Below are 20,403 nucleotides of genomic sequence, written 5' to 3'. Positions count from 1 at the left end.
GAAAATTTATCCCGTATTTTTTATAAAAATGATATTTTTCATATGATAAGTAAATCAATTATGTTACGAATGTTGATTTTTATGTATTATACGGACGGAACCATCAAATCGAAAGGAAACGAGTGGGAAGCGTTAAAAGATTTTTTGCGGTTTTCAAAGAGGGTAGATATTAAAAAAAGCCCTTGATCTCTTTTATTGGAGGGATCAAGAGCGAAAAAATTCAGTAAATGGCCTTATCTATTTTTTGAATATGAGTTCTATTTAAGGTACGTATGATGGTGAAAGAAATTAGGGTCCGATTTTTATCAACTCGAATAGTAATTTATTCATAACATCCTGTTCATCAAAAAAAGAAATCATTATAAAATATGTTGGGCAATTAATCGATCCAGCTTCCTTACATCTACTCCTTTGTTTAAATTCAACTTCAAACGGCCAACCCTTGTCCACAGTTCCAACTCTGCATTCATGTCCAAGCGGCCACCATTTTCAGTAGAGTACATAATGATTGATTTGAACGGAATCGTATAGATTTCTACCTTTTTTCCTGTTAATCCTTGTCTGTCCGCAATAATAATCCGCTTGTTCGTAATCACAGCCACATCACGAATCGTTCGATAAGCTATTTCTGCACGTTCTCCTTCGATGAGAACTTTCTCCACTTCCTTTGGCACCGAGGTTTCTTCTAAAAACGTCCAAGACATAATTTGCGTCAGATCGGCCATGGGCCATCCCCCCATCTCGTATTTGGAATGTAATCGTCATCCGATTCATTTTTAGTTTGACAAATTTTTTATTTTTCAACTGTTGTACCTACAATTTCTGACATCAATTGCTTTGCACTGTTTATTCCACCATTGATACAATCGGGAATTCCTCCACCATCATATGAACTACCCGATACATAAATACCCGGATATCGATTTTTTAATGTTTCTCTCAAATGGGAAACGGTTCGGGAATGATTTAAATCATACACAGTTAATTGATTTTCCCATCGCTTTACATTGCTTACAATTGGTTGTGCACTAATTCCCATACTGTTTTTAAGATCATTCCGTGCCAATTCGACAAGTTGTTCATCCGATAGCTTTTCTATATAATCATAGCGTGGATGGGAACTTTTATAAAACATACGAAGGAGTAAATTGCCACTCTTTGATGTATGTATCCATTTCCTACTTGTCCACGTACAAGCGCCACACAGTAGATCAGAACCCTTTTCAGTGATAAATCCTGTTCCATTTTTCGGTAAAGCATCATTTGTAACATTTAATCCGAGATACACGCTAATGATCGACTTAGTCCTAATATTGGAGAAATATGTACGTAATTCCGAGTCATCGAATAATTTTTCCGCATCTAAATGCGAAATAGAGAGAATCAATCGATCGGCAAGAATCTGCTTTCCATTGGAAAAATGGACCTTGTATTTTCTATCCAGTTTTTCAATTTTTACCGCTTGCCAATTTTGGAAAATTTCCACATCCTCCAATTGGTCGACTAATTTATCGATGATGGTCGATAATCCACGTTCAAAGGATAAGAATTTTTCCTTTTCTTTTCTTATAAATCGATGTTTATTTTTTTCCAACCCTTTCATAATGCTGCCGTATTTGTTTTTATATTCATATACGAAAGGAAGGGTTGACTGGATAGATAATTCTTTTAATTCACCGGAAAAAACCCCTGAAAGTACAGGTGAAACTTGTTTTTTCACCAATTCCTCTCCGAAATAATATTCGAGGAAATCCCCGATAGAATCCTGCTCGGTAAACGGATTATCTTCCACATATAAGTCCTTTAATGCAGCTACCTTCCCCCGATCCGAAATCAATTGGCTCTTCGCTAAAGATTCGATCGTGATTGGAATACCGAAAACCGAGTCCTTTGGAATTTCGACCAGCTGACCATTCGTATAAATAAAGGAAATGCCAGTGTGGTTAAAAACCGTTTCTTGTTTTAATTCGAGTTCATGAAATAACGGATGATCGATGATTTTTCTTGTTACAATCGAGTCTGCACCGGTTTCCATAATAAAACCGCTTTCTTTAACCGTTCGAATCTTCCCACCCATACTTGAAGAAGCTTCCGTAAGTATTAATCGGACGGGATAACCCGTGTTCCTTTTCCATTTTTGCAATTCGAATAGTGCGGAAAGACCGGTTATTCCCCCTCCGATGACGAGCACGGTGTCCATTATATGTTCACTCCCATTTAATCTGTTTATCTTAAGTTTAGCAATTCACCCTTTTCTGGTAAAGGATTTAAGGCGAATCGATAGCACGTAAGGTAGGAGGTGGGCAGGGGGAACCGGGAGGGCAGGGGGAACCGGAACCCCGACCCACCATTTCCTGGAAAGTGGGTCAAAGGAACCGGAACCCCGACCCAGTTAATCGGCTGATAATTCATCGACTAGATTTTCCGCTGCACGTTTGTATAAATTACTCAAGTAAGCAAGGGAAGAAATGATTAGTAATTTTTCCAAATATGATGAATCCGGATCATCTAATTTTTCTAACTCTTTTTTTGATAATTGAAAGATCGTTTCCAAATTTTCCTTAAAATGGTGTGCATATTTATTCGTTAATTGTAAATAACTGTTATATATATCGGAAGGATCAAATTCATCCACTTCGATTTTTTCATTTATTTTTTCTAAAACCGCTTTTATATCAGTTATGGAAAGGACGCCCTTCATTTGGTAAATAAAATTTAATAAAATTAAGTGTTCCTTCGTATATTTTTTATTTTTTATCGGGAACAATAATCGTCCCTTCGCATAATTATTAATCATCGTCTTCGTCAAAATTTTTTCGTCCTCTTTCCTCTTTGTTTTAGCATATTTGCTTTCAAATAATTGAATCACTTGGTCCATGTACAAATTAATATTTGGAATTTCATCTAAATTCATTTGATGGTCAACTGCAAGTTCTTGAAACAATTGTTCCCAATCTTTCAACATTCTCCCTCCAAGACAGTAAATTTATTTCACTATAACTAATTGTAATAATAACTTTAACAAAAGTAAATGTTGACTTTATTTTATAATATATATATTATTATATATAGTTTAAAAAACTACATTTTGTAATAAGGGGTGTTTTCGATGGGTGATTATATAAGAGAACCGATAAATGGATTAACTCATTTGGGAGGAGCTATTTTCGCTTTTATTGCATTATTGGCGATGGTCATGAAAGCAACTGCGGAAAGCGGATCAGGTATTGCTATTTTTGCCGTTATCGTTTTTGGGATGAGTATGATTCTTCTTTATTCAGCTTCAGCAACTTATCATATGGTAATTGCAAAGGAAAAAGTGATTGCTTTTTTGCGTAAACTTGACCATTCGATGATTTTTATATTAATCGCTGGCACATATGCTCCATTTTGTTTAATTAGCCTACAAGGACCTCAAGGATGGTTTCTATTTTTGATGATCAGTATCCTTGCTGTTTGCGGAGTCGTTTTTAAAATGGTATGGTTCCATTGCCCCCGGTGGCTTTCAACGGCAATCTACCTGGCCATGGGATGGATGGTCATTTTCTTTATTTCACCGTTAGCAAACTCATTGGAACGGGGTGGATTGGTTTTATTAGTGCTCGGTGGTATTTTTTATACAATTGGTGGCGTCATTTACGGGATTAAACCGAAAATTTTAGCCTTTAACTATTTAGGCTACCATGAAATTTTTCACATTTTTATTTTGTTAGGAAGCTTCTTCCATTTCCTTTCTGTGTTTCTATATGTCATTTGATGATAGGACCAAACATCTCTCCGACTATAGGACACTACTGGGACAAAGAAACTGGGACAAAAGAACCGGAACCTTGACCCACTATAGGACACTACTGGGACAAAAGAACCGGAACCTTGACCCACTATGAACCTTGACCCACTATGAACCTTGACCCACTATGAACCGAAGTGGACCAAAAGAACCGGAACCTCGACCCACATCGGGGACCTTGACCCGCAAATTTAAAACCCATGGGTGCTACAATTTGCAACCATGGGTTTTCCTTAGTTGGAGCTTTTTTAAAAAAGACGAAAACCGATTTTTCTATTGTCGAATTTCCTTTACCTTTTCCATTTCCATTTTTCTCAATTCAACCCGTCGGATTTTTCCTGATGTCGTTTTCGGCAATTCATCGACAAATTCAATTTTTCGCGGGTATTTATAAGGTGCTGTTAGCCGTTTTACGTGATCCTGAATATCTTTTACTAATTCTTCATTTTTTGGAATGGATGGATCGCGTAAAACGATAAAGGCTTTGACGACAGAACCCCTTTCCGGTTCAGGACTTGCTACGACCGCACATTCACGGACATTTGGATGTTTCGTTAAAGCATCTTCTACTTCAAAGGGACCGATCGTATATCCTGAACTGATGATAATATCATCCCTTCTACCTTCATACCAGAAGTAACCGTCTTCATCCTTTTTCGCCTGGTCACCGGTTAAATACCAATCCCCTCGAAATGCCATATTTGTCCGTTCAGGATCTTTAAAGTATTCTTGGAAAAGTGCAGGGGAACTTTTATGCACTGCAATATCTCCCACTTCCCCTGGTTTCACGGGATTTCCTTCTTCATCGATAATTTCAATAATGTATCCTGGCATCGGTTTCCCCATCGAACCAGGTTTAATTTTTTCACCGGGTAAATTCCCCACGAGTAATGTATTTTCCGTTTGACCATATCCATCACGCACATCTATATTAAAATAATTTTTAAATGTAGAAATGATTTGAGCATTTAAAGGTTCCCCTGCAGAAACTGCACTTCGCAAGCTTTTTAAAGAAAAACGGGACAGATCATTCAATTTGGCCATAAAGCGATATTCCGTCGGTGTACAACAAAGCACATTAATTTCATATGTTTCCATCAATTGCAAATATTTTTCTGGATCGAATTTTCCTCCATAAACAAAGGCAGTGGCTCCTAAACCAATTGCTGATACAAACGGACTCCATACCCATTTTTGCCACCCCGGAGCAGCGGTTGCCCAAACGGTATCCGTCTCTTTTACATTCAGCCACATTTGTGATGCGATTTGTAAATGACTAAAGGGCCAACCATGATTATGTACAACTGCTTTTGGATTTCCCGTTGTACCGGAAGTATAAGGTAAAAGAGCCATTTCATCCCTTTTCGTTTTCTCCGCTTCAAAATATACGCTTTCAATTTCCGCTATTTTTGTCAATGAATCCCATCCCGGAACTTCTTTTGTTCCCACCGTCAATTTTTTCTGAAGACTCGGCATTTCCTCTTCAATTTTATCGATTTCTTCCGTTAGATGATCGTATGCAATTACCGCTTTTGCTTCCGAATGATGTATACGGTAACTTAAATCCTTCGCTCGTAACATTTCTGAACAAGGAATGATGACGATACCTGATTTTATACAAGCTAAATACAAATAGTAACTTTCAACGGATTTCGGAACGATTAGAAGAACACGATCACCCTTTTTCAAACCTTCCCTTTTTAACGCATTTGCATATCGGTTCGTCCATGTAAGTAATTCTTTATAGGTAACTTCCGTATATTCATCCTCTGAGCTAACAAATTTAATTGCGACTCGGTTTGAATCTTCGGCGTACTTTTCCACCTCCTTTGCAAAATTATAAAATTCTGGAGCAATCAATTGTTCCCTTTTCATTCTCCCACCCCCTTAAATAATTCAATTATTATTATAATAAACTTCATATCTTTTTGAATAGTATATATATTCATTTTATTAGCTTAGCACGAGTGGGACAAAAGAACCGGAACCTTGACCCTCGGAACCTTGACCCTCTATTTGATTCTTTGTATTACACTTTTGGAAATGCCAGTTAATCTCGCTAGTTGATTGATCGAAATTCCTTTCGTGTTTTTCAACTTCAATAAAATTGCATTGCGACTCGTTTTATCCAACCGTTGAAGTTCAGATTTATTTCTAACTCCAAGGAAGTATAATTGTTTTTTTACCTCTTGGTCTGTCAGTTTCGGAAAATCATCCATACATTCGTCATCATTTTCTTCTTTCATAAACGTTATCAATTGTTCCAGTGCTTCTTCCTTGTTTGGAGAAAAAAGCTTTAGTACCGGTTCCGTATCAATCAAAAAAGGGGTGGACACATATTCTTTAATACTGGTCCACTTACAATGAAAAATTGAATTTTCAATACCAGCTTTCAACGGATTTTGGTGAATATAACGAAGAACAGTTCGAAAATACGATAGCGATTCCACATTTTCACTTTTAAATCGATCTTGGAATAGGGGGCCCGTTCGTTCATATTTTTTGTTATACCAAAACACATAACTAACATTCATTCGTTTCATTATTTCTGAAATCGTCGCATCCTTTGATTCTTTTATTAAAAGGTGTACATGGTTGTCCATCAAACAATAGGCATATAGCTCAAAATTAAATTCCGTTTTATATTTTTTTAGAATTGATAGGTATTTGTACTTATCTTTTTCTTCTTCAAAAATAGTCTGTCGATTAATCCCTCTGGTCATAATATGATACACTTGGGTACTACTTTTAGCCCTAGGTTTTCTAGGCAATGGCACATCACCTCCACAATAAACTCATCAATTTTATTAGGATGAAATGTACCAATCATATATAGCACACTCTTTCTTTTTGGATGGCAAATTTATTTTCAATGGAAATAATTTTAAGGGATGAAAGGAATAGCAAAAGGATGGGCAGGAACTGAAGGGAATGTCAGTGGAATCAAAGGAATAAGCCTTTAAAAATTTAAAACGGTCCTAGACTCTTCTTTCTACCGGGATGGAAAAAGAATAGAAAGTGAAATTGATAAAAACATGAACAAAAATCAAATATAATGGGCAGGAATAAATAGTGGACGTTAATCTTGTTGATATTTTACGAACATTCTAATATTTTGTCAACCGCGGAACAAAAGAACCGGAACCTTGGCCCACCCTGAGCCAAAAGAACCGGAACCTCGACCCACCGTCGAATCTCGGAATTACCTTTTTCTAAAAGTTATTTGTTTCGTAAATGTTTAATGGAATAAATGGGGTGATAAAGGAATATTCGAGGTCCTGCGTATCGCATGACCATTTTGATTTTTTCACGATAAACGGGTTGATAACAGTGTACGGAACAATTGGAACAAGCGGTTTTTTCCTCACCGAAGGGACAAAGGGACAATCGTTTATGGGCATAATTTTTCAAGTCTTCACATTCTCCACACAACTCGTCCGTATGATGTTTTCGATGACAATAGATTTTAATCATTTTTTCTACAATTTCTTTTTCCCTTTGAATTTTCGGTCCGTTATTAAGAACTCTTTTTTGTTTAGGCATAAGTCTTCCCCTCAACACTCCAACATAATTGAATAAGTGATATATATGTTCATTTTATCACAAAAATAATGATGCAGAAAAAAGTTTCGATTTCCTTAATCTACATATTTATCATGAACAAGATATTAGGTTGCTGTCCCCTCGATCAAAAAAAGGGCCAAAGTTCGCGTCCCTTTGACCCACCTTTGACCCACAAAAAGGGTCAAGGTTCCTGTCCCCTTGACCCGCTATTTATGTTAGGAGGATTGCTGCAAGAAACATTAGAAACAAGTAATTTAGGGAAAAAACTAAGTTTTGTTGGGCCCATTTGTAATCATCATCTGTTGAAAATCCTTTAAGGGCTAAAACAATCCAGACGAGATTTAATAAAATAGTGAAAATGACAAAGATTAAACCCATCGAAGGCAACAAAAAGATTGGAAAGGGCAAAAGTGATAAAATATAAACAAAGTTCACCCGTTTTCCCATGTTAATTCCATAGACGACCGGAAGCATTGGAACTCCCGCTGCCCGATAATCCTCATATCGCTTAATCGTTATCGCAAGGGTATGGGGAACTTGCCATATAAACAAAATGAAAGCGAAAATTATCGGTACGGTATGGAAGGCCGAATCGATCGCAGCCCACCCAATTAGCGGAGTAAAGGCACCTGAAACACTTCCGATTACCGTATTAAGCGTATATTTTCTTTTCGACCAGAACGTATACAAGACGACATAGACGAACCAGCCAAGGAAAGAATAAACCAATGCCTCGAAGGTAGTAAACGCCATCAGGACAAAACCGACAACCGAAACCCCGATTCCCATCCATAGAACCGAGTTTAACGAAAAATGACCAGTTACAGTCGGTCGACTTTTCGTTCGCTCCATTTTCGCATCCAAGTCAACTTCATACCAATTGTTTAGCATTAAAGCTCCAGAAATAACGAGTGTACTTCCAACTAAGGTTATGAATAATAAGGACCAATGGGAACTAATCGACTGATTGGTGAAAAATAACGCAAGCCAAAAGCCGGTAAAAACAGGCATCACATTGGCCACTAATACTTTCCCTTTGACGAGCAATTTTAAATCCAAAAGAAAACGGACAAATCCGACATTGTTTTGATTCGTTGACGACTTAACGACCGTATTTGAATGAATTGGGAGCTTATTTTCCATATGCGTAAACCCCTTTTGTATAGTATAAAAGATAATAATGTGTTCAATTTATTTTAACACGTATGTCCCGCATTATCTAGAAAACAGAATTCTTCACATATTTAGGTCTTTTCAAAAGGAAAAAATCTGAAGAGACCAATCGATCAACGCAAGGAAAACCATCGATTTCGTAGTAGTCTTTCCTTCTTTTTCCGTAGATTTCCTCAACGATTGAAAAATTTCCCAATGACTCGTCTCCATCCAAATTCAAATTGAATTTGTTTTTTAAATCGTATATAATTTTAGAGTTTCATATTTTTATTTCTTCGTTTTTATTCATTCTATTTTTAGCAAAGGAGTAATGCACATGTGGTTTCTTTTTTCTTTATTAACTGCTCTAGCATGGGGAGGTGCAGATTTATTTTATAAAAGGGGCTCAGATCCTGACGATCGATATAGTCATCTAAAAATCGTCATTATGGTCGGCTTAGTCATGGGTCTTCATGCCACCGGATATATGCTCATTAAAGGCATTCAGTTCGATCCAATTGAAATTGTCCGATATTTACCTGTTTCAGCTCTCTATATTTTATCGATGACCATTGGTTATGTAGGTCTTCGTTACATAGAACTTTCCATCGCTTCTCCCGTTCAAAACTCTTCCGGTGCGATGACAGCTGTCTTGCTTTTTATTTTTTTCCCGCAAGATTTAGGTATTTTTGATATTTTAGGGGTGGCAATTGTAACGATTGGCGTTATTACCCTTGCCATTTTAGAAAAGAAAATCCAAAACCAAGTGTTACGGTCCCAATCTCAACAAATCGATAAAAAATATCAAATTGGCGTACTAGCCATTACGTTCCCGATTCTTTATGCAATATTCGATGGTTTAGGAACCTTCGCAGATGGGATCTATTTGGATGAACTCCAATTAATTAGTGAAGATGCGGCATTAATTGCATATGAATACACATTTTTAATTTGTGCTGTTGTTTCTTTCATCTTTTTAAAAGTAAAACGTGTGAAATTCAACGTGTTCTCAGAACGGGATAAAGGAACGGCAGCGATACTTGAGACAGCCGGACAGTTTTTCTACGTTTTTGCAATGGCGAAAAATGCGATTATCGCAGCACCACTAATTGCTTCATACAGTATTTTTTCCGTAATTCTTTCCCGCATCTTTTTGAAAGAAAAATTAAGCAGAACCCACTATATCATTATTGCAATCGTCATGCTTGGAATCGCAGTCCTTGGAATAGCGGATGAATTGTAATTTAAATATCCAAAACTGTAATAAATAAAGCAAGTTTCTCCAAAGTTTTTGACCAATTGAATTTTTAAACATGCATTTACAAATAGGTTGGGCCCATCGATTCGCCCAACCTTTTTTGTCCGATTGTTTTTTCACCAATTTCCAAGGTACCTTTCCCTTTTCAACCGTTCGCAACATAATCAACCATCGAATTGAGAAGGTTTTTTGCATGGAAAAGATCGGCAAATATACTCATCAAATGAAAAGATGATCCTTTTTAAGCACGAATTTTTCAATCGCCCTTGCAACCCCATGCTCATTATTTGATAAAGTAATGTAATCTGCTATCTGCTTCAATTCGGGGATTGCATTTTCCATCGCAACACCACAACCAGCATATTCAATCATGCTAAAATCGTTTCCGTTATCACCTATTGCCATTACTTCTTCCCGTCTTATGTTCAGTAATTCTGCCAATTGCTTCACTGCATTTCCTTTACTGACGTTTTTATGGAGAATTTCATAAAAAAACGGCATACTTTGGACGAGGGCATAGTTTTCACGAATGGAATCGGGAATGGCTGCAATGGTCTTTTTCAACTTTTCCGGCTCGTCAATTAACATGATTTTCGGTATGACAATATCCTTTGGAATCTCTGAAATCGTTCGGTAATGAAGGGGCACTTTTGTAATACTCGTTTCGTAAATCGTATATTTACTAATATCCTTATTCGGCGTATACATCCTTTCCGTATCGAAAAAATGCATCGGTGAATTCAATTCGATACTTAATTCATAGATCCGTTTCAAATCATCGTAATTCAAAGATTGTTGGGAAACAACCTCCTTTGTATTCGTATTTTGGATGAGTGCACCATTATAAGTGATGACAAAATCATCCTTCTCATTCAATTGCAGCCTTTCAATATATGGTTCAACGCCTCCGATCGGGCGACCCGTACAGAGAACAACTTTCACACCCTGCGCTCGAGCTAATTGAATAGCCGTATATACTTCCTCTGTTACTTCATGTTCATCATTTATTAACGTTCCATCAATGTCGATTGCAATCAATTTATACATTTTTCCACTCCTTGTCCTTCAAAGGATTCGAACCCCTCTTTCTATTATATAGGAAATCCATGATAATAGTTTCACAATTTTTTACAGAAAAATATCCTTCCCCACAAATGTTATATTTGCAGCCGCTTTTTTTAACAATTAATCCTTCATTCCAACGTTTTTTGTCCTTTCAATATTTTTTTGCTATCCCATTCAAAAAAATTTAAAATATAAGAAGATAAGATTTTCTCCTTTCATCATGCTTGTTTTCGTTACAGCTTTTTATCGAAATGGTAAAATCAATTGATTCATATAAAATGTGGACGAAATTCACAATCAAATTGGAAAAAGGGTGGTGAAAATCATTGTTTAAAATATTGATTATTGAAGACGACCTTACCCTTTTTAACGAAATAAAAACCCGCTTATCCCAATGGTCCTATGATGTGTATGGTGTGGAAAACTTCGACAAAGTTTTAGACGAGTTCATCATAATTCAACCGGATCTTGTTATCATCGATATACAACTACCAAAATTCGATGGCTTTCATTGGTGCCGAATGATCCGTTCCCATTCTAAAGTTCCGATTATTTTTCTTTCATCTAGGGATCATCCGATGGATATGGTAATGGCCATGCAACTCGGTGCGGATGATTTCGTTCAAAAGCCATTCCACTTCGACGTACTGATCGCTAAAATCCAAGCATTGCTTCGTCGAACGTACAATTACAACAGCAGTGAAAAAATCCATATAAAAACGTGGTGTGGGGCAAAGATCGATCCGAATAAAAACACGGTCACCAATGAACGTGGGACCGTTGAATTGACGAAAAATGAAATGTTTATTTTTAACCTTTTAATTCGGAAAAAAAATCAAATCGTTTCTCGAACAGAACTCATTGAAAGTTTATGGGACGATGAACGATTTGTTAGCGACAATACATTAACGGTAAACGTCAATCGATTAAGAAAAAAACTCGATGAACTCGGATTAGGACAATATATCGAAACGAAAGTCGGGCAAGGTTATGTCGCGAAGGAAGAGGAGATAAAATGATCAAACATTTTTTCATTGAGCGGCGCAGTTGGATCCTCTTTATTTTTTTTCTAGAAATGATTTTTCTCTTTATCGCTTACCTCGATCCGCTAATTTCCTTTTCTTCCGCACTATATATTTTCTTTCTATCCATCATTTCCTTTAGCCTATTTCTTATTTTCCGGTATAACAAAGAAACGAAATTTTACAAAAACATGCAGGGGGACAGTCCCTTTGAAAAAATCGTACAAAACCAAATGACAGAACTACGGAAACAATTACTAGACGAAATATCCAATATGCGGACGGAACTGGAAGAAGAAAAGGATGAGCTAATGGCATGGGTTCATGAAGTAAAAATTCCTTTATCCACTATGCGACTATTGATCGATCGAATCGAAGACGAAAAAGTAAAAAATCAAATCTACTATGAATGGCTACGGGTACATCTTTTATTAGATCAACAACTGCATTACAAACGAATCCGGTTTATTGAAAATGATCTAATTATGGAAAAGATTGAATTCAAACCACTTATTTACAAAGAAATTAAAGATTTACAATCTTGGTGTATACATAAAGGAATTGGATTTACAATCGACTTAAAAGTCAAAGAAGTCGTCACCGACGGAAAATGGCTCGCCTTTATCATCCGTCAACTTTTAACAAATGCAGTTAAATACTCGAGTGATGCGGACATTGAGATCGAAAGTTTCCAAGAAAACGGAAAAACGGTGTTACAAATAAAAGACTACGGCCGTGGAATTAAACAGAAGGATTTACCCCGAATTTTTGAAAAAGGGTTTACCTCTTCCGATAATCAGTCATCCAGCCCCGCCACCGGTATGGGATTATATTTGGCTAAAAAAGTGGCAGAACCGTTAAAACTTGAAATCGACGTCAGTTCCGAATTTGGCAAAGGAACAACCGTCCGATTAATTTTCCCGAAAAAAAATGAAATGATCCGTATGACGGGCGTGTGACGAAAATGTCACACGCCTCTTCCCTTTTGTTCGCCCAATGAAAGGAAAAAAACTTGAAAACCGATTATGCTAATTTTAGAAAGAATAACAAACCGCAGATGTTCCAAATGAAAAGGAGTGATTTGACTTGTATATTTTAGAAGCGAAAAAAGTACAGAAGGAGTTCGGAAATAAATTTAACAAACAGGAAGTATTAAAAGGAATTGATCTTCAAATTGAGGAAGGGGAATTCGTCAGTATTATGGGACCGTCCGGTTCAGGGAAGACGACATTATTAAACTGTTTATCGTCAATTGATAAAGTCACTCGCGGTTCGGTCATGATTAATGGAGAAAATTTAGTGAAAATGAGAGAAAAACAGTTAGCGAATTTTCGAAAAAAATATCTCGGATTTATTTTCCAAGAGTATCATCTACTCGATTCATTGACTGTGAAAGAAAATATTTTACTTCCTTTATCGATTTATAAAACTTCGAAAAAGGAAGCGGAACGAAAATTTCAAATCTTAGCTACAGAGCTTGGCATTTATTCAATTAAAGACAAATACCCGTATGAAATTTCCGGCGGTCAAAAACAACGAACCGCTGCTGCGAGGGCCTTCATCCACGAACCGAAAATCATTTTCGCTGACGAACCGACCGGGGCATTGGATTCAAAATCCGCCTCCGATCTGTTAAATCAAATTAGCAAATTAAATCAAAAACGGAATGCGACGATTATGCTCGTTACCCACGATGCGGTCGCAGCAAGTTTTTCTAGCCGGGTAATTTTTATTAAAGACGGGAAAATTTATTCCCAATTAAACAAAGGAGACGAAACTCGGAAACAATTTTACCAAGCGATCGTAAAAACTCAAGCGGTATTAGGCGGTGTGCAAAATGGGGATTAAACATTTTATTTGGAAAAATGTGACTAAAAATGTGAAAAACTATTATTTATACGTTTTTGCATTAATGATGTCTGTCGCCCTTTATTTTTCCTTTGTGACATTACAATATGATCCGGCATTAAATGATGTGGAAGGATCGATTAAAGGTTCGGCAGCCATTAAAGCTTCCTCTGTGTTACTTATAGCGATTATCGTAACATTCCTATTGTATGCGAATTTAATTTTTATTAAACGACGGGGAAATGAAATCGGATTACTCCATCTCATCGGGTTGACAAAAAACAAAATCTTCCGCATATTAACTGCCGAAAATATGATTCTTTATTTTGGATCCTTTTTTGCTGGTGTATTCATCGGATTTTCTATTTCAAAATTCATCGCCATGATCTTATTTAAAATCATGGGAATCGACGCAGTTGCGAAATTGCAATTTTCATCGCAGGCATTCACCCAAACGGCAATCGTATTTTTCTTCACATATTTATTCATAATGATCATGAATTTTGTATTCGTCAAACGGCAAACGATTTTATCCCTTTTTCAAATAAAATCGAATGTCGAAGAAAGGGTAAAAAAGCCGTCCTTCTTTCAATGGATGATCGGTGTTCTCGGATTAACTTTAATTATCGTCGGTTATTACGTTTCATCAAAACTATTCGATGGGGATTTTACTACGATTAATGAACTGTACATGGCGATGCTATTCATCTTAGGTTCCGTCATCATTGGCACATATCTCTTTTATAAAGGATCGATTACTATTATTTTTAATCTGATTCGAAAAAAGAAAAACGGATATTTATCCATTAAAGAAGTTTTATCCATTTCACCCATTATGTTCAGGATGAAATCGAACGCCTTTCTTTTAACCGTCATTACAACGGTTTCTGCCCTTGCCATCGGATTAATGTCATTAAGTTACATTTCCTACTACTCGATCGGCATCTCTGCGGAAGAAAATCTATCGGACGATTTCGGCTTTGTAACAAGTGAAGATTTTGAAACGTTTCAAAAGGTGTTGGATGATCAAAAAATCCCGTATAACGAAAAAAAAATTGAAGGAAAAAAAGTCGAGATGAATATTGAACAAATTTCCGAATCTACGCTCAAAGAGTTGAACATAGATCTCGAAAATTATCCGATTGTCGTCATAAGCGATGAGAGTTTGAGTGATTTGGATGTTTCCGATAATGAAATGGTTTTTTCCAACTATAGCAGTATCCTTCGAAATGTTTTTTCATTCAAATCGTCCGGTGTAGTTGAAATAAATGGAAGTACGTATGAACTCATCGGAAATTATGAGGACAGCATCCTTCCATACTATCTTCGATCTGGGGGCAATCCGACAGCCATTGTGGACGATGGAAAGTGGCAACAAATCGATGGAACAACAGTCTTGTATTACGGAATAAATATTAAAAATAAACGGGATTTGAAAAAAGCAAATGATCTTTTCCAAAACATCAACTTTGAAGGAGAAAAACCTCATTCCCGACTTCAATATATAATCGAACAAAAACAAATGTCTGGTTTAATGATGTTTATCGTCGGATTTTTAGGACTCACTTTTTTAATCGTTTCTGGAAGCATTCTTTATTTCAAACAAATGGATGAAAGTGAAGACGGGAAGGAAGATTACACTATTTTACGCAAACTCGGATTTACGAAGCAAGATTTACTTAGTGGAATACGCATAAAACAATTATTTAATTTTGGAATTCCATTAATTGTCGGCTTACTCCATAGTTATTTTGCGGTAAAATCCGGTTGGTTCTTGTTCGGTACAGAAATGTGGACACCGATGATTGCCGTTATGATCTTTTATACCGCCCTCTACTCAATTTTTGGCATATTATCCGTCTCCCATTACAAACAAGTCATTAAAAGGGCTTTGTAAAAGAAAAAGACGATATGAACAATTATTTTCGATTTACTTAAAACATAACTGAACGAATTTGGATCGAAAAAAGAAGAAAGGAGGGAAAGAAAATGAAAAAGGCAGTCATCTTCTTATTGATTATTTCATTTTTAAGTGGGTGTTCAACGTTCAGCGAGTTCAAAAACACCGCTGTCGATAATATGAAAACGGATTTAAAATTACCAAAATATGAGCTAAATAAAGAAAACTTCAAAGAAATTTCATACGGTGGAAAAACGTATATAATCGAAGATACAATCGTACATCCGAAGGAATTGGATGAACCGATTGGAAAAGTCGTAGAAACAATTACCATTAATGAAAAGAACGAAATCTTAAGCAAAAAAGAACTTCGCAAAATTCAAATTACTCCTAAAAAAGATGAAGAAAGAACACTCATGAACTTTGGCTGGGTTTATCGAATAAAAGATTTCGATCCGGAACAAACCGTAGCAGTAGTCATTAACAATCAATATCACATTGCCAAAATAAAACAAGCAAAGGAAGATACCGGCCTTTAATAGCCGGTTTTTTTCTTTTCCAAGCCTAGACGGTATCATTCCTTTTTCTTACTTCCTTGAATGGTTACTTTAAGCGAATTCCTAAACAACACTCCACATCCTTATATACCCTTCGTTTTATAAATGATTCTAAATAAATCGTTTTTTACACATAGAAATCCTGTTTCATACTTATAACAAAAGTCATTGCCTTCTTATCTTTATTGAAATTATTGAATTTTTTATTAAATATGCTACTATTTAATTAAAAATTCCAAATAAACGGCAATTTACAGTTGTGTTAGTTGGGTCAATGACATAAGAGAGGCGAACATTTAAAATGGACAATCACCTGTATGATTGTAGCAACCTATAGCCTTCCTTAGGAAATTTTACATATCGTTAACCGTTAACTAAGTCATAGAAAAATGAACAATCATTTGAACTTGATTGACCGATGAACAGACTGACTTCCAAACGATATCCTTGAAAAGGATCTTTCATTTTAGCAAGGAACCCTCTGAAGTTTGATACATAAGAATGGAATAGTTGTTGATGAACAAACTAAACGAAACAGTGTATACAGAATGATTGCCCTTCAGTTTGGTAAATGCGAAAGAAACCCTCATTATGGTACCGATATTTTTTCGTCCGCTAACAAATCAATCCGATTGTCCCTCCATTTCTTCTATTACAAGTTCAGTAAAAACAGACGCCGCTTTTGTTTCAAAGGAAGAGATCGGTTTTATGATGGAGAACGTACGGAAAAACGGTGTATATTGATTAGGGAGAATCATCAATGAACCCAATACCATTTCCTTTCGAACTGCCCATTCTGATAAAACGGTAATCCCGAGTCCCGCTTCGACTGACTCTTTAATCACCTGCGTACTGCCAAATTCCATTATTTCTACTTCTTCTAAACGAAGCAATTGGAGGAGCTGATTAGCCACTTCCCTCGTCCCTGAACCCTTTTCCCGGACAATCCACGGAACCTTTTCAAGTGCCTCTTTCGGAGCTGGATTCATTTTTGCTAATGGATGTGTAGGCGAGATATACATGTGTAATGTGTCTTTTGCAAAGGGCGTGGCAATCACATCCTTTCTAATATGATTTGACTCGATTAATCCCACATCTATTTGACCTTTTGCAACCTGATTGGATATTTTTTCTGAATTTCCAATCACAATTTTCGGTCGAATATCTGGATATCGTTGCCTTAGTTTCGATAAAATGCTTGGTAAAACATATTCACCGATCGTATAACTTGCACCAATTTTCAAATCTCCGCTCGGCAAATTGTTCCGATCCTCGATCAGCCGTTTCATCTTCCTATGTAAAGTTAAAATTTCTTTAGCATACGTATACACAATTTCACCGTAGGCATTCATCCGAACGAATTTATTCGTCCGCTCCAATAGTTTCACACCCATTTCCCGTTCCAACGATTGAATATGTTGACTGACGGCCGGTTGGGTCATATGCAATTCTTCCGCTGCTTTCGAAAAATTTCCTTTTTCCACCACTTTTACAAAAACTTGTAATGATTGGTCCAAATTCAACACCTCCTTTATAAGCAAAACTTATTATAACAATTTTTATTATTTATTTTTCTTATTATAAATTATATCGTATTGTATAGCATAGACAGAATGAAATATAGAGGGGATAAAACTATGGAAACAGTAGAACAACAAAAAATGAAATCTTTCCCGATGATCGGTGGTGTTGGATTTACATTTCTCATTGCAGTCATCGGTTGGGGATTGGCGCAACTACCCGGATTTGCAAAACTTGGTCCGATGGCTCTTGCAATTATTATCGCAATCATTTATCGACAAATTTGGGATTACCCGATTTCAATAAGTAGAGGAATCCAATTTTCAGCAAAAATGATTTTACGTTTCGCAATCGTTTTGTACGGACTTCGATTAAATATTCAATTGATTATTCAAGATGGATTAGGCCTTCTTGCGATCGATGGATTCGTCATTATTTTTGCCATTGGGATAACGGTACTCATTGCTAAAAAAATGAATGCCAATCCGTCCATTTCATTACTCGTTGGCATCGGTACCGGTGTATGTGGAGCTGCTGCGATCGCGGCCGTCAGTCCAATTTTAAAAACAAAGGATGAAGATACAGCCATATCCGTAGGCTTAATTGCACTGATCGGTACGGTTTTCGCTTTACTTTATTCATTTCTTTTTCCTTTTTTACCGATCGATGCTGAATCGTACGGCATTTGGTCAGGTATTAGTTTACATGAACTCGCCCACGTCGCCCTCGCAGCGGGTGTAGCAGGTCAAGATGCCCTTGCCATCGGTTTACTGGCCAAACTCGGTCGTGTCTTTTTGCTCATCCCCCTTTCCTTTACGTTACTGTATTTGGAAAAAAGAAAAGGGGAAAACAACGAAAAGGCGAAAATTACCTTCCCATGGTTTTTAATCGGCTTTGTTGTGATGAGTATAATTGGAAGTTATATTACTACCTATAATCCAATGGGAACGGCGAGTCTACTCGATCCAATCGCCGACATTTCTTCCTTCCTTTTAACGATGGCAATGGTCGGGCTCGGACTGAATATTCACCTACAACAAGTTCGAAAAAAAGCATTAAAACCATTAGCAACCCTAGTCATAACATCGATTTTGTTATCTATTGTAACAATCGGAATTACTAAGCTTTTATAAGACGTTTATTAAAATTTTTACAAAGATGTGTTTGTAACCTTCTCGAAGTCCAAAATAGCAGATGAAAGTTCCATTGGCGGCGACTCCTGCGGGGCAAGCACCAGCCTCGATACCCCTCGGAAACGTTGTGACGAGGAGGCTCGAGCCGTGCCACTGGATGCGCGTCCGCCAATGGAGCGAACCACTTCAAATCGATTTTGGGTGAATGGACAACCTGATCCGATTACATGTTACTGAAAAAAGTCACGAAATGATTCACAAACACGATTTGACAAAGAACCACAATTTTTCATTCATCGGTAATAAAAAATCGCCCGCTTCTTGAGGAAAAGGACTTTTATTGATTTGCCCTTTTCACCATTTTAGCGAGCGATTTTTTATTTGATTTCCACTGAAACTATTTCCTCCGTCCACTTTACCAAGTATGCGGAAATTTTATGTACAAAGTAGTGAATATTCATTCGGAAAATTCTTTTTTTACAATAGACAATGCTGCTCCGATCACTTGGTGCATGTCGTAATATTTATACATGCCGAGTCGGCCTCCGAAAAGAACATTCGGCATCTTGTCGGCGAGTTCCCGATATTTTCGGTACTTCCTATTATTTTCTTCATCATTCAATGGATAGTAAGGCTCGTCTCCCCTTTTCCACGTTTTCGGATATTCCTTCGTAATGACCGTTTTCGGTTGGGTACCAAATTCAAAATGTTTATGTTCGATGATTCGAGTGTAGGGCGTTTCTGCATCGGTGAAATTAACGACTGCATTCCCTTGATAATTTTCTTGATTCAACACCATCGTTTCAAAATGTAAACTCCGATATTCCAATTCACCGTATTGATAATCAAAAAATTGATCAATCATCCCGGTATAAACGATTTTTGGATATTCTTTTAAATACATCTCCTTGTTCTCAAAAAAATCTGTATTTAGCTCCACATCAATTAAATCACTGGACAGCATTTTCTCAATTATTTGCGTATATCCACCAATCGGAATGCCCTGGTATCGATCGTTAAAATAATTATTGTCATATGTAAATCGTACTGGAAGCCGTTTAATAATAAAGGCGGGTAGTTCCGTTGCTTTTCTCCCCCACTGTTTTTCCGTATAGCCCTTAATTAATTTTTCGTAAATATCGGTTCCAACTAAGGAGATAGCTTGTTCTTCCAAATTTTTTGGTGTAGTGATCTTTGCCTTTCGCCGTTGTTCTTCAATTTTGGCCTTCGCTTCTTCCGGTGTTACCACTCCCCATAATTTATTAAACGTATTCATATTGAAAGGCAAATTATAAATTTCCCCTTTATAATTGGCTATGGGACTGTTTGTAAAACGGTTAAATTCGACAAATTGATTTACATAATCCCAAATATTTTTATCGTTTGTATGAAAAATATGGGCTCCGTATCGGTGAACTTGAATCCCTTCAATTTCTTCCGTATATACATTCCCACCGATATGATTTCGCTTTTCAATAACCTTCACTCGTTTTCCCCGTTTCGCCGCTTCATAGGCAAAGGTACTTCCAAATAGTCCCGATCCGACAATTAAATAATCAATATTCATTTTTCAACCACCTTGATTGTTTTTTC

At 36.7% G+C, this 20,403-nt stretch carries 18 protein-coding genes; 8 read left to right on the top strand and 10 right to left on the bottom strand.

Features of this window, described 5'->3' with window-relative positions; translation table 11 throughout:
* Positions 1 to 359 precede the first annotated feature (359 nt).
* The 3 genes from OE105_RS00875 to OE105_RS00865 form a co-directional block, all read right to left on the bottom strand.
* Positions 360 to 725, bottom strand: a complete 366-nt coding sequence (locus OE105_RS00875) for a PH domain-containing protein (RefSeq protein ID WP_275420861.1) — start codon at positions 723 to 725, stop codon at positions 360 to 362.
* A gap of 68 nt (positions 726 to 793) precedes the next feature.
* Positions 794 to 2,200: a protoporphyrinogen oxidase gene (gene hemG / locus OE105_RS00870; protein ID WP_275420860.1), complete on the bottom strand. Its 1,407-nt coding sequence runs from the start codon at positions 2,198 to 2,200 to the stop codon at positions 794 to 796.
* Positions 2,201 to 2,392: 192 nt separating this feature from the next.
* Entirely contained in the window at positions 2,393 to 2,962 is a 570-nt protein-coding gene (locus OE105_RS00865) for a DUF1836 domain-containing protein (protein ID WP_275420859.1), read from the bottom strand.
* Between the two features lie 147 nt (positions 2,963 to 3,109).
* Here OE105_RS00865 and trhA point away from each other — a divergent pair, with 147 nt between their 5' ends.
* A complete protein-coding gene (gene trhA, locus OE105_RS00860; protein ID WP_275420858.1) occupies positions 3,110 to 3,757 on the top strand; it encodes a PAQR family membrane homeostasis protein TrhA in 648 nt (215 codons plus the stop codon).
* Positions 3,758 to 4,063: 306 nt separating this feature from the next.
* Here trhA and mbcS read toward each other — a convergent pair whose 3' ends face one another.
* The 4 genes from mbcS to cyoE form a co-directional block, all read right to left on the bottom strand.
* Complete coding sequence (mbcS, locus tag OE105_RS00855; protein ID WP_275420857.1) at positions 4,064 to 5,665, bottom strand: acyl-CoA synthetase MbcS; 1,602 nt, start codon at positions 5,663 to 5,665, stop codon at positions 4,064 to 4,066.
* A 137-nt stretch (positions 5,666 to 5,802) separates the two neighbouring features.
* Positions 5,803 to 6,567 (bottom strand): transposase, encoded by a 765-nt coding sequence (locus tag OE105_RS00850; RefSeq protein WP_338030918.1) that lies wholly within the window; start codon positions 6,565 to 6,567, stop codon positions 5,803 to 5,805.
* Between the two features lie 442 nt (positions 6,568 to 7,009).
* Complete coding sequence (locus OE105_RS00845) at positions 7,010 to 7,333, bottom strand: nitrous oxide-stimulated promoter family protein (RefSeq protein WP_275420855.1); 324 nt, start codon at positions 7,331 to 7,333, stop codon at positions 7,010 to 7,012.
* Between the two features lie 231 nt (positions 7,334 to 7,564).
* Positions 7,565 to 8,497: a heme o synthase gene (gene cyoE / locus OE105_RS00840; protein ID WP_275420854.1), complete on the bottom strand. Its 933-nt coding sequence runs from the start codon at positions 8,495 to 8,497 to the stop codon at positions 7,565 to 7,567.
* A 346-nt stretch (positions 8,498 to 8,843) separates the two neighbouring features.
* Between cyoE and OE105_RS00835 the strand changes: the two genes are divergently transcribed.
* Positions 8,844 to 9,749 carry an EamA family transporter gene (locus OE105_RS00835; protein ID WP_275420853.1) on the top strand — a complete coding sequence of 302 codons (906 nt, stop codon included), beginning with the start codon at positions 8,844 to 8,846 and terminating at the stop codon, positions 9,747 to 9,749.
* 234 nt (positions 9,750 to 9,983) lie between these two features.
* On the opposite strand, the gene yidA is transcribed toward OE105_RS00835, so the two are convergent.
* On the bottom strand, positions 9,984 to 10,811 hold the full coding sequence (gene yidA, locus OE105_RS00830; protein WP_275420852.1) for a sugar-phosphatase: 828 nt from the start codon (positions 10,809 to 10,811) through the stop codon (positions 9,984 to 9,986).
* Between the two features lie 344 nt (positions 10,812 to 11,155).
* Between yidA and OE105_RS00825 the strand changes: the two genes are divergently transcribed.
* From OE105_RS00825 to OE105_RS00805, 5 genes are all read left to right on the top strand, one after another.
* Positions 11,156 to 11,848: a response regulator transcription factor gene (locus tag OE105_RS00825; RefSeq protein WP_275420851.1), complete on the top strand. Its 693-nt coding sequence runs from the start codon at positions 11,156 to 11,158 to the stop codon at positions 11,846 to 11,848.
* Positions 11,845 to 12,810 (top strand): sensor histidine kinase, encoded by a 966-nt coding sequence (locus OE105_RS00820; protein ID WP_275420850.1) that lies wholly within the window; start codon positions 11,845 to 11,847, stop codon positions 12,808 to 12,810. Before OE105_RS00825 ends, OE105_RS00820 begins: the two co-directional genes overlap by 4 nt.
* A 127-nt stretch (positions 12,811 to 12,937) precedes the next feature.
* Entirely contained in the window at positions 12,938 to 13,699 is a 762-nt protein-coding gene (locus OE105_RS00815; protein WP_275420848.1) for an ABC transporter ATP-binding protein, read from the top strand.
* Positions 13,689 to 15,596, top strand: coding sequence for an FtsX-like permease family protein (locus OE105_RS00810; protein WP_275420847.1), 1,908 nt, complete (start codon positions 13,689 to 13,691; stop codon positions 15,594 to 15,596). The genes OE105_RS00815 and OE105_RS00810 overlap by 11 nt, the downstream gene beginning before the upstream one ends.
* A gap of 92 nt (positions 15,597 to 15,688) precedes the next feature.
* The gene (locus OE105_RS00805) at positions 15,689 to 16,138 is read left to right on the top strand and encodes a NisI/SpaI family lantibiotic immunity lipoprotein (protein WP_275420846.1); all 450 of its coding nucleotides are present in this window, start codon (positions 15,689 to 15,691) and stop codon (positions 16,136 to 16,138) included.
* Positions 16,139 to 16,779: 641 nt separating this feature from the next.
* On the opposite strand, the gene OE105_RS00800 is transcribed toward OE105_RS00805, so the two are convergent.
* Positions 16,780 to 17,673 carry a LysR family transcriptional regulator gene (locus tag OE105_RS00800; protein ID WP_275420845.1) on the bottom strand — a complete coding sequence of 298 codons (894 nt, stop codon included), beginning with the start codon at positions 17,671 to 17,673 and terminating at the stop codon, positions 16,780 to 16,782.
* A 120-nt stretch (positions 17,674 to 17,793) separates the two neighbouring features.
* On the opposite strand from OE105_RS00800, the gene OE105_RS00795 reads away from it, so the two are divergent.
* On the top strand, positions 17,794 to 18,810 hold the full coding sequence (locus tag OE105_RS00795) for a YeiH family protein (RefSeq protein WP_275420844.1): 1,017 nt from the start codon (positions 17,794 to 17,796) through the stop codon (positions 18,808 to 18,810).
* 457 nt (positions 18,811 to 19,267) lie between these two features.
* On the opposite strand, the gene glf is transcribed toward OE105_RS00795, so the two are convergent.
* Complete coding sequence (gene glf, locus OE105_RS00790; RefSeq protein WP_275420843.1) at positions 19,268 to 20,377, bottom strand: UDP-galactopyranose mutase; 1,110 nt, start codon at positions 20,375 to 20,377, stop codon at positions 19,268 to 19,270.
* Positions 20,378 to 20,403: the final 26 nt, after the last annotated feature.

It is taken from the genome of Fervidibacillus halotolerans (assembly GCF_026547205.1).
GTDB classification, from domain to species: Bacteria; Bacillota; Bacilli; order Bacillales; family Caldibacillaceae; genus Fervidibacillus; species Fervidibacillus halotolerans.
This window is presented reverse-complemented; position numbering and strand designations above follow the sequence as displayed.

Coding starts and splice junctions, on each gene's coding strand:
- OE105_RS00875 (WP_275420861.1), bottom strand. CDS start 725: ATGGCCGATCTGACGCAAATTATGTCTTGGACGTTTTTAGAAGAAACC.
- hemG (WP_275420860.1), bottom strand. CDS start 2,200: ATGGACACCGTGCTCGTCATCGGAGGGGGAATAACCGGTCTTTCCGCA.
- trhA (WP_275420858.1), top strand. CDS start 3,110: ATGGGTGATTATATAAGAGAACCGATAAATGGATTAACTCATTTGGGA.
- mbcS (WP_275420857.1), bottom strand. CDS start 5,665: ATGAAAAGGGAACAATTGATTGCTCCAGAATTTTATAATTTTGCAAAG.
- OE105_RS00845 (WP_275420855.1), bottom strand. CDS start 7,333: ATGCCTAAACAAAAAAGAGTTCTTAATAACGGACCGAAAATTCAAAGG.
- cyoE (WP_275420854.1), bottom strand. CDS start 8,497: ATGGAAAATAAGCTCCCAATTCATTCAAATACGGTCGTTAAGTCGTCA.
- OE105_RS00835 (WP_275420853.1), top strand. CDS start 8,844: ATGTGGTTTCTTTTTTCTTTATTAACTGCTCTAGCATGGGGAGGTGCA.
- yidA (WP_275420852.1), bottom strand. CDS start 10,811: ATGTATAAATTGATTGCAATCGACATTGATGGAACGTTAATAAATGAT.
- OE105_RS00820 (WP_275420850.1), top strand. CDS start 11,845: ATGATCAAACATTTTTTCATTGAGCGGCGCAGTTGGATCCTCTTTATT.
- OE105_RS00810 (WP_275420847.1), top strand. CDS start 13,689: ATGGGGATTAAACATTTTATTTGGAAAAATGTGACTAAAAATGTGAAA.
- OE105_RS00805 (WP_275420846.1), top strand. CDS start 15,689: ATGAAAAAGGCAGTCATCTTCTTATTGATTATTTCATTTTTAAGTGGG.
- OE105_RS00795 (WP_275420844.1), top strand. CDS start 17,794: ATGGAAACAGTAGAACAACAAAAAATGAAATCTTTCCCGATGATCGGT.
- glf (WP_275420843.1), bottom strand. CDS start 20,377: ATGAATATTGATTATTTAATTGTCGGATCGGGACTATTTGGAAGTACC.